General features: G+C 43.7%; 11 protein-coding genes. 6 read left to right on the forward strand and 5 right to left on the reverse strand.

The features are described from left to right. Positions 1–235: 235 nt before the first annotated feature. From M3N64_RS12590 to M3N64_RS12605, 4 genes are read left to right on the forward strand one after another with little or no spacing between them, the layout of a single operon-like run. Positions 236–454: a hypothetical protein gene (locus tag M3N64_RS12590; protein ID WP_249102849.1), complete on the forward strand. Its 219-nt coding sequence runs from the start codon at positions 236–238 to the stop codon at positions 452–454. Continuing rightward, a complete protein-coding gene (locus M3N64_RS12595; protein WP_249102851.1) occupies positions 451–2763 on the forward strand; it encodes a cyclic di-GMP-binding domain-containing protein, MshE-related in 2313 nt (770 codons plus the stop codon). Before M3N64_RS12590 ends, M3N64_RS12595 begins: the two co-directional genes overlap by 4 nt. Before the next feature lie 18 nt (positions 2764–2781). Continuing rightward, positions 2782–3915: a glycosyltransferase gene (locus M3N64_RS12600; RefSeq protein WP_249102853.1), complete on the forward strand. Its 1134-nt coding sequence runs from the start codon at positions 2782–2784 to the stop codon at positions 3913–3915. Further along, on the forward strand, positions 3902–5512 hold the full coding sequence (locus M3N64_RS12605; protein WP_249102855.1) for an ArnT family glycosyltransferase: 1611 nt from the start codon (positions 3902–3904) through the stop codon (positions 5510–5512). Before M3N64_RS12600 ends, M3N64_RS12605 begins: the two co-directional genes overlap by 14 nt. Positions 5513–5880: 368 nt before the next feature. On the opposite strand, the gene M3N64_RS12610 is transcribed toward M3N64_RS12605, so the two are convergent. Then, complete coding sequence (locus tag M3N64_RS12610; RefSeq protein WP_249102856.1) at positions 5881–6372, reverse strand: coiled-coil domain-containing protein; 492 nt, start codon at positions 6370–6372, stop codon at positions 5881–5883. A gap of 299 nt (positions 6373–6671) precedes the next feature. Beyond that, positions 6672–7091 (reverse strand): DUF1801 domain-containing protein, encoded by a 420-nt coding sequence (locus tag M3N64_RS12615; RefSeq protein WP_249102858.1) that lies wholly within the window; start codon positions 7089–7091, stop codon positions 6672–6674. Positions 7092–7439: 348 nt separating this feature from the next. On the opposite strand from M3N64_RS12615, the gene M3N64_RS12620 reads away from it, so the two are divergent. Next, complete coding sequence (locus M3N64_RS12620; RefSeq protein ID WP_249102859.1) at positions 7440–9404, forward strand: ribonuclease YeeF family protein; 1965 nt, start codon at positions 7440–7442, stop codon at positions 9402–9404. Between the two features lie 14 nt (positions 9405–9418). Next, the gene (locus M3N64_RS12625) at positions 9419–9928 is read left to right on the forward strand and encodes a hypothetical protein (protein WP_249102860.1); all 510 of its coding nucleotides are present in this window, start codon (positions 9419–9421) and stop codon (positions 9926–9928) included. An 801-nt stretch (positions 9929–10729) separates the two neighbouring features. Here the strand turns inward: M3N64_RS12625 and M3N64_RS12630 are convergent. From M3N64_RS12630 to M3N64_RS12640, 3 genes are read right to left on the reverse strand one after another with little or no spacing between them, the layout of a single operon-like run. After that, positions 10730–10891 (reverse strand): zinc-ribbon domain-containing protein, encoded by a 162-nt coding sequence (locus M3N64_RS12630; protein WP_249102861.1) that lies wholly within the window; start codon positions 10889–10891, stop codon positions 10730–10732. A gap of 22 nt (positions 10892–10913) precedes the next feature. Beyond that, on the reverse strand, positions 10914–12401 hold the full coding sequence (locus M3N64_RS12635; RefSeq protein ID WP_249102863.1) for a zinc ribbon domain-containing protein: 1488 nt from the start codon (positions 12399–12401) through the stop codon (positions 10914–10916). A 38-nt stretch (positions 12402–12439) separates the two neighbouring features. Further along, entirely contained in the window at positions 12440–13234 is a 795-nt protein-coding gene (locus M3N64_RS12640; RefSeq protein ID WP_249102885.1) for a zinc ribbon domain-containing protein, read from the reverse strand. Positions 13235–13566: the final 332 nt, after the last annotated feature.

A 13566-nucleotide genomic window follows, 5' to 3' on the forward strand; every position in this document is an offset into this window, starting at 1 on the left:
CCTTTGGTCAGAAGAACAACATTAGATTTAAACATAACTTTTTATAAAAAACACTTAACTTTCACCTTAGATTCGCACCTCTGAAACCACTCCTTTTCAGCTATGACATTAATCACCCAAATTGTTCAGTTTTTGTCTATTTTTATAAATTAGAATAAAAAGACAAATCATCATGAGCGTTTATTTTCACAAAATGACAGATGCAGGAACACATAGAAAAGGAGGAAAGAAATCATTGCTCACTTATTCGGCAGTCGGTTTAAAAGAGATGACAGTCGCACAATTGCAGGATGAAAACAGGCAGCTGGAACTCCAGATACTTGCGCTTAAGAACGAGCGAGCCCGCGCGCGGGCCCGCTATGAAGAGACGATAAAAAAGCTGCAGGCAACACGTGAACATCTCCTGCAGATTGAGCGCGGAGTCGATCACTTTCCAAAGGACATCTCAAAATGAACATAGAGATCTGGCGAAAAAAGGGACAGCTCTCAAGACTCGATACAGAAATCACAGCGAACAGAGAGAAAATTCAGCAGCTAACGATTGAAAACAACGAGAACAAACAACAGCAGCGTTTGCATGTGCAGGAATTGCAGGCTGAAATTGAAGCCGCCTATGAACGCATTGAACAGAAACTAAGCGAGGAGCCGCATAAATGGACGCTGATCAAGCAATGGATTCGGAACAATGCGAACGCTGATCCGCCTGATTTTCCGCCGTTGCGGATTGGTGAACGGCTCCTGCTCCTCGGCCTGATCAATGCCAGGCAACTGAACAAGTGCCTGGAAGAACAGCGGATTCATGGCGGCAGGCTCGGCGACATCGCGGTGCGTTTCGGTTACGTGGACCGCTCACAGATACAGGACATTATTGATCAATCGTTCAAACGTCTTCTCCTGGGCGAACAGCTAGTGCGTGCCGGATACCTCAAGCGGGATCAACTGGAAGAAGCACTGCGTGTTCAGCAATCCGTCGGAGGAGACATTGGTTCAATCCTGATCTCGATGAACCTGATTACGCCTGCACAGCTCACAGAAGCACTTGCCGTCCAAAATCAGACGGGAAGGCTCATGGCTTATAACAAGCAGGAGGTCATGAACGCCAAGCTTCCCGAAGCTGTCGCGCAGCGATTTAAAGCCATTGCAATCAGACGATCCGTTGATCAGTGTATTATCGCTGTTGACGCACTGCTCAATGACGAAGCGATCCACCAGCTTGCCCAAATCATCGATACTCCGGTCACCCAGGTACTTGCCTCCCCATGGGAGATGGAACTCCTCTGGGATCAGATTTATCAGGAAGAACAGCTTCATGAAAGCACGGAAAAATTAAAAAAAGAACAACCGGAAAATTCAGCCAGTCAGACATTTACTTTTGCACAGATCATCTGCATGATCGTGATCGGAATCGTCATTGCCGCCGCTTTGTTATGGAACTGGTTTTATACGCTTGTCATCATTAATGTTGTCATTCAGCTGATGTACTTCTCGATGACGGTTACAAAGTTCATCATGATTCTCTATGGAACAAAAGAAAACGCCCAGATTCGCTTTAACGCGAAACAGATCCAGGACATTGATGAGCGTGCACTCCCGCTGTACACCATTCTGGTTCCCATGTACAAAGAAAGCAATGTCGTTCCGCAGTTAGTCCACAATCTGGATCAACTGGATTATCCCAAAAACAAGCTGGACATTCGGCTGCTTATCGAAAAAGATGACATTGAAGCTCAGGAAGTGATTCAATCGCTTCATTTACCAAGCTACTTTCAGATGATTATCATTCCTGAAGGCCAGCCGAAGACCAAGCCGAAAGCCTGCAATTACGGACTTATTCGCGCCAGAGGAAAATATGTGGTGATTTATGATGCTGAAGATCGTCCCGATCCTGATCAACTGAAAAAAGTGTTTCTCGCCTTTCAGCAGAGCCCGGAGCATACCGCCTGCATTCAGGCAAAACTGAACTATTTTAACAGCAGGCAGAATCTGCTGACAAAGTTTTTCACGCAAGAATACAGCAACTGGTTTGAACTGCTGCTCCCGGGCATTATGCAGATCAATATTCCGATACCGCTCGGCGGGACATCCAATCATTTTAAAACGGATGTACTTAAGAAACTCGGTGCCTGGGACCCTTATAATGTGACCGAAGACGCTGATCTTGGCATCCGGTTATATAAGCAGAATTATACGACCCGGGTCGTCGACTCACGCACATTGGAAGAGGCGAACAGCCGGTTCATGAACTGGATTCATCAGCGTTCACGCTGGATTAAGGGCTATATGCAGACTTGGCTGGTGCACATGCGCCATCCAATTAAACTTCATCAGGAACTTGGGATCAAGGGGTTCTGGGGCGCGCAGTTCATGCTTCTGTCCTCGCCGCTTCTGCCAATGCTGAATCCGATTTTCTGGTCCTTGCTCGTTCTCTGGTACGCGACGCATGCCGGATGGATCACCGCATTCTTTCCGGGCATCATTTATTATTTAGCGGCCGCCCAGCTGATTCTCGGCAATTTCCTTTTTATCTACACGAACATCGCCGGCACCTATTGGGTCGTTCATGAACTGTACCGGAAAAAAGAAACATGGCTGTCCTACGGTCTCGTGCGCTATGCCCTGCTGACACCAATCTATTGGGCGATGATGAGCATCGCTTCAATAAAAGCGCTCTGGCAGCTAATCAGGAAGCCTTTCTATTGGGAGAAAACCGTGCACGGTTTCGATCAGGAGCGCTATGACACAACGAAAAGCAACAGTCTATAAATAAGGGAGGGAAGCACTATGGACATAAGCGTGATCATTCCGACTTTTAATGAAGGAAATAACGTTCGCATCATTGCCAAGCGCATAGAAGAGGCACTGCAGCCAACCGGTAAGTCGTTCGAGATTCTCTTCGTCGATGACAGCACAGACAACACTCCGGAACTACTCGAGCAGCTAAGTAATAAGGACCCTTTTGTCGATTATCTTCATCGGACGAACAGGCGGGGACTGGCAACCGCAGTCACAGACGGACTTAAATGCGCTCTCGGTGATAACCTTGTCGTCATGGATGCCGATCTTCAGCATCCTCCTGAACTGATTCCTGCCATGATCGACAAACTGAGTGAGGGCTTCCAAATGGTGGTCCCTTCACGGTTTGTCCCGGGAGGCAGTGACGGCGGGCTTAACTTCTATCGGAAGTTTGTATCCTGGACAGCCCGAACAATCGCCCGTCTGGCATTAAAAAGGCTGCGGAAAATCACCGATCCGACGAGCGGATTTTTCGCCGTAAAACGATCCGCCATTCAGGGAAACGTCTATCATCCCATCGGCTGGAAGATCATGATCGAACTGATTGTCCGTGCCCATATTACATCCATTGCGGAGATTCCCTATCAATTCCACGCAAGAGATCTCGGAAGCTCAAAAATGAGCGGAAGTGAACAGTTACGCTATTTAATTCACCTCGCGCGATTGGTGATGATCAGCGAAGAAGACCGCAAATTCTTTTCATTTTGTGCCATTGGCTTAAGCGGTGTGATCGTTAATCTGGCCATATATAAAGTAATGCTGCTCTTGAGAAGTCCGGTTGTGCTTGCTTTTATGCTCTCCTCCATCATCAGCATGGCGTCCAACTATGTGCTAAACAGTACCTTAACCTGGAAATCACGATCCGTGCGTCAGGCAAACCGGCAAATGATCCAGTTTCTTCGTTATGCCGCAGTTGCCGCCGGTGGTCTGTGTATTTCGAGCGGTTTTCTGTCCTTTCTCTACTACATGATTCACTTTCGTCCAATGTTCAGTGGTTTATTGGGAATCGTGACCGGAGTGATCTGGAATTATGTGATGAATGATCGATGGACTTTCTCTCCTAAGAAAGCAAGTGTACCTGCAAATACGGTAGAAACGGTGGCGCAGCATGTCCAGAAATAAGCATATCCCCTATTATTTTGGTTCGATACTTTTTATTCTTGAACTGTCCTTTGGAATCTGGATGGCCCATTGGAACCATTTTATCCCGGGTGACGCTGTCAGCCGCGTTGCTAATAGCTATTATGTCCTGTTCAGCCGAGATCCGCACCTCGGCGCAATTGGTTTCGTCTGGAATCCATTGCCCAGCCTGCTCACGATCCCGATCCTGCTGCTGAACCCATGGTGCAAAGTGCTGGCCTCCGAAGGAATTGCCGGTATTATACTTACTGCTTTATTCGCAGCATTTACCTCCGTGCTGCTTTTTAAAGCCCTGTTGCGCAGAAAGCAGCCGTTCCTGTTCAGCTTCGCCTTTGTGCTTTTATTCTCATTCAACCCCTTTCTTTTTCTATATGGTTCCAACGGTATGAGCGAGATGCTCTTCATCTGTTTCATTATGTTCTGCATCATTGCCTTTACCGACTGGCTGGATGAAAAGCGCAGTGTTACGTCGATGATTATGATTGGTTTTGCACTCGCCCTTGCCCTGCTTACCCGCTATGAGTCCGTCGTATTCGGTGCGGCTTTGGCGCTCTCGCTTTTTATCATCATCTGGAGCAGGCGGAGGAAAGGCGAAGCCGCGCATTATGGAATCGCCTATACTTATAATAAATGGGAAGCCAGTGAATGGATCGCCCTCCTGCCCGCCCTTTATACCGGAATCATCTGGATGGCGCTCAACTGGGCCATTATGGGTGATGGCCTGTTCTTTTTGCGTTCCAATTATTCCAATCTGGCGCAGTCTGAAGGATTGAGTAAAAATCCAACCATTGGCCCCGTCATCGGTGACTATGGAAATACCCTCCTTTTCGTCGCCGAAAGGAGTCTCCCGTTTCTTCTTCCTTTCCTTGCCGTACTCATCATTCGTATTTTGAGGCGGCGGGTTTTCAAAGCAGGTTTTCTCTGCCTGTTCTTCTTATTGATGTCGATACCGCTCATGCAGGTCTACATGCTACATAAGGGGGCATCATACGGATGGCTGCGTTTTTTTGTCTATCCCTTCGTCATCACACTCGCCTGGCTTCCTTATGAACTTCAGAAACTGAAAGAACAGGCCAGACGCCTTTATATACTCGGTGGCTGCATCACGCTGATCCTCTTAAGTGCTTCCGCCTATACAACGGGCTACGCCATGAATAATGAGCGTCTGTCGCCCGAGGAATATCAGGCGATTCATTATAAGAAAAGTGCCACATACGCAAGTAACCTGCTGTCACAGAAGATCGCCGAAGATCTCGACGATCGCTTACGCATGGACAGCCATGCCTCATTACTTCTCGATTCATTTAATGGATTTCAAATCATACTCGACATGGATCAGACGAAGCAGCTGATCATCACCAGCGATCTCGATTTTAAAAAGAAACTGAACGATCCGGTCAATGAACATGTGACCTACATACTCGTACCGAAACCAGATGGAGTCGCCGCACTTAATGCCGTTAACGAACGCTATAAAAGCTTCTATGAGCAAGGGGCAGACTTTGCCAAATTAGATAAAACGTACAGTGATCAATGGCGGCTGTATCGGGTGGTTAAGCCAATGAATGAAAATGAGTGAGCTGGAGGAACACCTGCCGGATGATTAAACGAAAACAGCTCCCTCATCAAACAATCAGAGTGCTTCCCGATGCGCCACACAATAGTTGGGAACGATCCGGGATAAGCTCGCAGCAGACAACACTCACGGATCGCTGTCATTAGAAAACCTGGCTTTGCCAAGCCTCTGGCGAAGGCAAAGCCGCCGTCGCACTTATACTATTTTCTTTAAATTTATATACTTTCTTATAGTATGAAAACAGCCGGGGCCTTCAGGCGGCCACCGGCATTTTATATTTTCTATTGAATTTTGGAATTTGATCACCGCTGCCGGTGGACTGGAGTAAATCGCTTGCTTTAAGGCGGAATTTTTCTATGGGTAATTGCATGTTACGTTGATCTTGCTTTCTTCTTCAGTGTGCGGATTGCGACATCATGTTCGCCAAGCATTTCAAAGATAGCCGCTTGATTTTCGAGCATTTTGTCCATCGATTTCTGATTGAGGTCTACCTTTGTATTGATCTTCTTGACATAGCCATGCAGACTGTCGACATCACTGCTCAGTGCCACCAGTTTCGCATCCGATACTTCCTGGCGGTCATACACTGCTTTAAGGACACGGTTTGTTTCATTGAGCTGTTCCTGCATCAGATCCTGCTTTTCTTCCAATTGATCCATGCGTATTTCTATCTGATCCATGCGTGATTCTATTCGATCCATGCGCGTTTCTATCTGATCCATGCGTGATTCTATTCGATCCATGCGCGTTTCTATCTGATCCAGACGCGCCTCTACTCGATCCAGACGCATTTCCAGATGATCGAACCGTGCGTCCATGCCTGTCAGCTTGTCTAAGATTTGCAGAAGCACTTTTTCGCTCATGCGTTTTCCTCCTTTCACCAAAAGTGTTCAAGCCATGGCACCTGTCCATGGTTGTACATCCAGTATAGCAAAAATACAACTGGATCTATAAATTGTGTGAGCGAAATTCGCCGATTTGTCAAAGTTCAATTTACACAGTAAACTTAGCCTTAATTTTATATCGCATTGCATAATTACCCATCAAAAAGGCGCTTCCTGCAGTGTATCTGACCACATCAAATAATGTACAGCTTGACGCTGTAAATTGTGCAAATACAGACAAGGCCTGCACGCAAGCAGAAACAGAGCATTTGCCCGATTCATCGATTCTGTTTTTGTGAAAAAGCGACTGATGTCCTGATCATATCTTTCAGTATTGCACGATCAATATCCGCAAGCTTATTCACATAGATACAGGCTTTTCCCCGCGTATGCTTGCCAAATTTCTGTGCAAAGTGCTCATAATCGTTGTTTTCCATCATCAAATACAGGCTGATCTTCGCTTTTCGGGGAGAGAACCCGGTAAGCGGGGCATCACCTTCATGTCCGGACGCGTACTTATAATGATACGAGCCAAATCCGATAATGCTCGGCCCCCACATTTTCGCTTCATACCCGGTGATCTCAGTGAAAAGATCAAGTAACCGATACGCATCCTCACGTTTTTTCAGATTTTCCACCGATTCAATAAATTCAATGACACTATTATCGGTCTCTTTTGTTTTTGGTTTGTAACTCATGTCCATCACCTCGCTCATTTTCTCGCAGGTCACATGAAAATGCCCTATTCTACATTTTAAACGAAGACGCAGGAGCATGGATAATGCGAATTGTCAAAAGCATTATCTTTGTACAAATCATTCGATTCAGCTTCATTCCCTGCGGATACCGTATGGAAAGGTGTCATTGCGTCCAAATTTGCTCTGAACTGTTGAAATGAATAGACAATTTAGAGTTAACGCGCTCAATGCTGAACGGTTCATTTCAGGAGTAAAAACTTTTCCTCTAACTGGAACAGATGTATGTTCCCTGGCACCCACTGCTGAACAGCTATCTAATAGGCCTGTCGGCAGGGTATTTCTTGTCGCATGTTGTCGACAACCCCCTTATCAATAAAATTCTATTGCTTTTTCAGGAGTTTCGGCCGTGTTCAAGAATTGATCACATTTTGTATACTAGAAACAAACCAAAATAGTTTATCTCTTCACGCAAAAACTACTCCTATTGCCACATCACATTTCCGCGTACCCTCAATGTCTCTTATTTGCGAAGGTGATTCAATGAGAATAAACAGGGATGGCTCAGGCTCCGCCAGCGATACACAAACCTATAATGCCGAGTCACTGATCGAGTCGGCAAATGCACATGCCAAACACTACCAGACGTTGCGCGATCAATTCCATAACTTGCAAACCACATTCCGGCAGATTGCAGGACTCGGCTCTGATTTTCAAGGTCACGGAGCCGATGCACTCAAGGCATTCTACGCTGCCCAGGTGAACGTCGTCGACGCCTGGTTACGGCTGATTGACAAAAAGATTGCCTATTTCCATGGCATTGCCGGTACCATCGAAGATAAAAATCTTGGCAGTGGCACGCAAGTTCATGTGCCCTTCTTGAACGAGGACTTGTCCATGGGCTATGCACGTTCCAAGGAAATGGTACGCGAGCAGCGGAATGGCATTGCCAAGATTCTAAGCAGTATTTCCGATCTTGTACCGATCAATGCCTTCTCAAGCCATGACATCGATCAGGCATTGGATGCCGCTGACAAAAAACGCGCGCAGATGGTTCTCAACGTTCAGGATCTCGATCAGTCCTTGACCAACGAATACCGTCAAATCGCGGATGATCTGCCGCACATTCAAGCCCTGTATGGGGAACTCATCAATGCGACCCGCCAAGGCGCAAACGTCCAACCGATGCATTTCAACGTCACCGCCTATCACGACAGCAAAATCTATCAGGCTCAGGATGGAATGCAAAAGGAAACACAGAAGTATCTGGAGATCAAAAAGCAGCAGGAACAAGCGCGAATAATGACTGCCGAAGCCTGCCTGCCCCCTGATGTTCGTATGCATTTTTTAAATGATCGAATTAATCGTGGGATTACACAAGGCTTAATTGACACGGGCAAAGATGTCGTCTATGGATTTATCGATATGGCCCGAGATCCTCTAAAAGCCGCGGCAAACACGGTTATGGCACTATGGAATTGGAGACAAACTTCAGCACTTATCGCCCAAGCGATCGCTGAGTCCTATGACAAAGATATGGTTCATGGGGATGCTTATACACGATCAAGATGGATCAGCTACGCATTCGCCACGCTGGTCACCTCAGTTGCAGGAACCAAAGGCGTCGATAAAATTGGTAAAGCTGCCAAGGCCGGAAAAATAGGCAAAGCCGCCAGCAAAGTACGCAGGGCAACAAAAACAACACTGGCAAAGCACACTGAATCAATGAATAATAAACTTAATGAATGGAGCACTCCTCTATTTCCCCGCACACAATTTGCGAACGGTACGATTCCTTACAATGTTATCGATGCAAGGGGATTGAGAAGCAAATTGCAGAAGCTGCCCGATCGTGATGACTCGCTCACCAATCAAGTTGATCATGTGACGGACTTGATACAGCAAGCGTCGACGAGAAAGGTTGAAAATTCTGGGCAAGAAACGAAAAGCAGTAAACCGAACAAAAATGACCGACTAGTAATTACTCATCCTCTGAGTCAAGAAAATATAAAACACATTCAAAACAGGCATAATATCAACATATTAAGAAGACAAATCAACTATCTAACTGATGCTCAATTGAAAAAAATAATTAATAATAGATTATTTTTTAATCCTAAATGGAGTATGGAGGAAATAAGTAAGTATTCGGAGATTGCTTACAATGATTTGTTACGTCAGGGCAAGACAGGCAATTTAATCTATAAGATAAATGGTGAAATTTTGAATTTATATATTCATTCTGATGGTACTTTTGGTACAGTGTATGGAAGTCATAAGTTCACTGTTCAAGAAATTAGAAACATCCACAATTAACCGGAGGGATCAAAATGTTTCACATAAACTATAAGATATTTAAACATGTAGTAAACGAAGTAAATAAGCTTAGGGGGGCAGATGGATACTTTCAAATACAAATTGGTAATGCAGAGTATGGTCTAATGCTCACAGAGGACGTAGATGCTTTTTCTGTTTCAGTATACTGGTGGTTTATCTATTTTTTAGAAGCACTGTACCTTATTCAAAGGGAAAATCAGGTATACATAAGTGATATCGAAACACCTCATGTATGGATTGAGCTAAAGAGAACAAGCAATGATAAGCTGCTAATTAGTGAAGCCCATGCAACTAAGCCTGAAGGAATCCATGCCGTTGTCTGCACTATTCCAAACAAAGTGACTTATCCTTCTTGGAGCGGAAGGCTTGTATTATTCACTGAATTTAGAGATGAGCTATTAACAGGTTCATTCAACTACTTAAATGATTTATATAAAATAAACGCAAAAAATCACCCCAATCTCATAAAATTGAAAACATTAATAGACAAGGTGGAAAAATAAGAAGTAAAATCTTATAAAATAGAATTAGAACGAAAGATCATGAAAATAACGATTCTGTTTTTTTTACAGGCGGGGTGAAGGGAACATATAGTTAGTGAAATCGAGCAAGCGTTGGGGGGTAGCTTTGCCACAAAACTATAAATGGTTTCTATTAAATTATGGCAGCAGTGGCATATTGAGCACTAACCATATTGGAGTGGCTGAAACAAATCGTCCCGTTGCAGTGATTGCTACCAAAAAGCATCCAAGTTGGTCTGTGCTGTGATTTACAGAATATGAAGGCTTTCCAGGGAAAAGAAATGGATTAGATTTTGACGGATTTGTTGAACTCAAAATGATAACGATGAAAATAATGACTTTATTGAATCAAGTATTGCCTGGTTTGTTTGCACTATTGAAATCGATGACTTTGTAGAGCCATGCAAACCTAGTAGAGATTTCATCAAATCTTACACTGGGTTTAACGATATGCTAGAAAGCATCCTTAACCGTGCAATTGGTTAAATTGATAATTTCAGTAAATAAATAACCCGCATCCAGTCAAAGAGGTGGGCTATTTGACGCTTACGGTGTGGATTATTTTGACGCTTACTTTAAATTTAATGTTGCTTCTCTGGTCAAAGAAAGAAAATGTGAGGTTTTCCTATTGTTACTGCCATCTCCCAAACCCAATGCGATCATCCAGAGGATAATCAACCAAATAGAAATATCAGGAATAACTGATCATAAATGAGGGCTTAGCAAATAAAAAACCGAGGGATCAACCTCGGATAATTTTCACTAAAGGGATATCGCTGAATTTCAAAAATTTTTCTGAGTATTTTGATTGGGTGAATCTTTGAACTCTGCTGCACGCTGTGATTTAGGTTCTATTAGTGCGGCGATCCCCTTGCCGCAATTCCCACAAAATTTCTGATCGGGCCTCAATGTATGACCACAGTTTTGACAAAAACGATCAGCCATTTGGAATCACCTCTTAGAGGAATCAGTTTTCACTTTTACTGAGTGTTTTATGTCCGACAATTTTCAACGTACCGGGGGCAGTTTGTTTAACTGAATAATTGCTTTTTAATGTGAAATCCTTGTCAACTTCATTGTTATCATCGTCATAATAATATTCGTTCCAATCTTCGGTAACATCGACGCTAAATGTATCCGAATCTTTATAGGTTGATTTATCGATGGTAAACGATTGATTGGATTCTGTAATTTCTTTATCGCCAAGGTTTTCAATGCTTTTCATCTCAGATTTGGTAAAATCCGAACCTGTTTCGTAATAATCGGAAACTTCGTCGGTAGCCTGGTTGGAGATTGCGCTCCCCAGTGAGTCAAGATATTGCTGGAAAAAGAATTCCAGCACATCGCGATTTGCCTCACTATCGGCATCTTCCTGATCAAGCGAATAAAAGTCTTCACTATCGGCTTCTTCAAAATAAAGTTCTACGCCTTCCTGAGCATCTTCCAGTGTTAATGTGCCATCGTCATAATCCGAATCATCTTTTGTAATTGTTACCGTATCGCTCTTGATTGATTTTCCATTAACTGTATAGACTGCATAAAAGGATGGAGTATCGTTTTTTTTGAAAGGTCCGACCGTCGTATGCTCTCCGAGTTTCTTGCCTGTATCCTGATCGTTCATAAAAAGCTCGGCACTTGGTATGTTTGCAGTAACAGGAAGATAAATGGCGGTGAAATCAACTTTCCCCGATGAAGATACAAAAGCAAATGATTTTGATGTATTAATATCCTTGGATTTACCGACAAGCGTATAATAACCGGGAATGACAGCATCTAACACAACTGTCTCCGGTGAATCACCGGAAGCCTTGTCTGCCGTTCTCGTCTTTCCAATGCCTTTGATACCGACCTTCATTCCTTTTAAGTTGGTAACCGCTTTGGGATGAACCACTTTGGTGCTGATTTCATAGTTGTCGAAAAGCAGAAATTTCTTTCCGTGCTTCTTCAACCGGTATAATGCAGTAGAACCATTAGGCTGTTTGCCAGAGTGCCCGGCACTGCTTTCCATTGCACTCAATGATGCCGAATACGTTTCAGGATATTTCTCAAAAAGAGAAAGCATGGCTTTCGCCTGTTCATCGGTCACTTTGGTGTTCTCATTTGTATGAATCATTGAAGCTAACTGATGTGCCTTATGATCACGCACCGCATTTTTAAAAGACTCGACCGTTCTCTGCGGATCAGCCAATACCTTTCCCGTATAATATAAACCAGCTAGTAAGATTGCGATAATAATGATTGGAATGTAGATGCGTTTACGAATAGTTAACGTTCTTGCAGAGGTTTCTGCGTAGCGAGTCGGGGGACTTTGCTGAGGCACGGGGGCAACTTCAGCTTGAGCTAATGCTGCAGCCGGTTCATTCTCTGACACTTGTACGGCTGGATGGCCGCAATTCGTGCAAAATTTGGCCCCATCCTCAAGAACTTTCCCGCATTGTGTACAATGTAATGCCAACGAGACTCAACCTTCTTTCATAATAGTTGGGTAAATGATTAAAAACCGGGGATATTTGATATATTGCTGATCAAACTCCAAATATATGACTTTAATGCAAAATAGATTACGATATTATAGACAGAGTGACAGATCAACGCCAGATAAAAAGGATCAAGGACCGCTTCCTTGCTCAGTTTATACATCGTGAAGAAAAACATGACTTGCACGCCAATAGAAACAATCACCAATGCCCCAAAAAAGAGATTTAAATTCAAATACGAAAGCAGGAATAGTAACACTGAACCAACGAATAATGGAACACTCATCGAACCAAATTCTTCAATGATTGTACTATATGATACATCCGCTTTGGCAACCTTCAGACAGAGGTACATGATCAGCGCATAAAATGCAAGACTTGCCGCCAGTGCAATGATCCACTTCACAGTCGTCTCAACACCGAGTATTTTAGAATTATCAAATGCTGTGGATGCGATGCTGCCCAAACCTAATGAACCACCGATCGAACTGCTTAAATTGTGAACTAACTGATTAAGTGCGTGAACAATGGAAATCGGCAGTAAAACGGAAAACAAAATAAGCGAAATAATTCCATTCTTCAACTGGTTATCGTAGCTGCCCGGAGTTCTCAATGCCTCTTTTACATAAGTCCAGAACTCGGAGAACCCACCCGTACTAATTGTCAATCCACCTTTTGCTGATGTTGCTGCCGCAGTTTCTTCCTGCACGCGGGACGTGGATTCGGACGATTCCACATTGAGCAATTGACCACAGTTTCGACAAAACTTAGCATGCTCGTCATTTTCTGTGCCACATTTTGAACACTTCATTTCCAATCCTTCTTTCATAGGTTGTTAGAACTACTAGTCAAGTATATCATTTATTTGTAAAATTTGGATGTTTTTACTAAACTGATTATATAGTTCTTTAATTACCGATAAATTTCATAGAATATTATTTTTTCAAACAAAATTCAGCGATTGTTAATTGTGTAATGCCTTTTAAGCATCTTCCAATCATTACTAGAACAAGCGTACTTTGATTCATCATAGGCAACACCAATGGTCAAACGCTCCCACAAGTACTGCATCAAACTGTTTATCCAAGAAACCATAGATTTCGGAGGGCTTTTTTATGAAAAAGATAAGCGCAATCATTCTGG

It is taken from the genome of Sporolactobacillus mangiferae (assembly GCF_023336505.1).
In the GTDB taxonomy this organism is placed as follows: domain Bacteria; phylum Bacillota; class Bacilli; order Bacillales; family Sporolactobacillaceae; genus Sporolactobacillus; species Sporolactobacillus mangiferae.

Excerpts from the sequence above, each read along its gene's own strand:
- M3N64_RS12595 (WP_249102851.1), top strand. The coding sequence starts at position 451 with ATGAACATAGAGATCTGGCGAAAAAAGGGACAGCTCTCAAGACTCGAT.
- M3N64_RS12600 (WP_249102853.1), top strand. The coding sequence starts at position 2,782 with ATGGACATAAGCGTGATCATTCCGACTTTTAATGAAGGAAATAACGTT.
- M3N64_RS12605 (WP_249102855.1), top strand. The coding sequence starts at position 3,902 with ATGTCCAGAAATAAGCATATCCCCTATTATTTTGGTTCGATACTTTTT.
- M3N64_RS12610 (WP_249102856.1), bottom strand. The coding sequence starts at position 6,372 with ATGAGCGAAAAAGTGCTTCTGCAAATCTTAGACAAGCTGACAGGCATG.
- M3N64_RS12615 (WP_249102858.1), bottom strand. The coding sequence starts at position 7,091 with ATGAGTTACAAACCAAAAACAAAAGAGACCGATAATAGTGTCATTGAA.
- M3N64_RS12620 (WP_249102859.1), top strand. The coding sequence starts at position 7,440 with ATGTTGTCGACAACCCCCTTATCAATAAAATTCTATTGCTTTTTCAGG.
- M3N64_RS12625 (WP_249102860.1), top strand. The coding sequence starts at position 9,419 with ATGTTTCACATAAACTATAAGATATTTAAACATGTAGTAAACGAAGTA.
- M3N64_RS12630 (WP_249102861.1), bottom strand. The coding sequence starts at position 10,891 with ATGGCTGATCGTTTTTGTCAAAACTGTGGTCATACATTGAGGCCCGAT.
- M3N64_RS12640 (WP_249102885.1), bottom strand. The coding sequence starts at position 13,234 with ATGAAGTGTTCAAAATGTGGCACAGAAAATGACGAGCATGCTAAGTTT.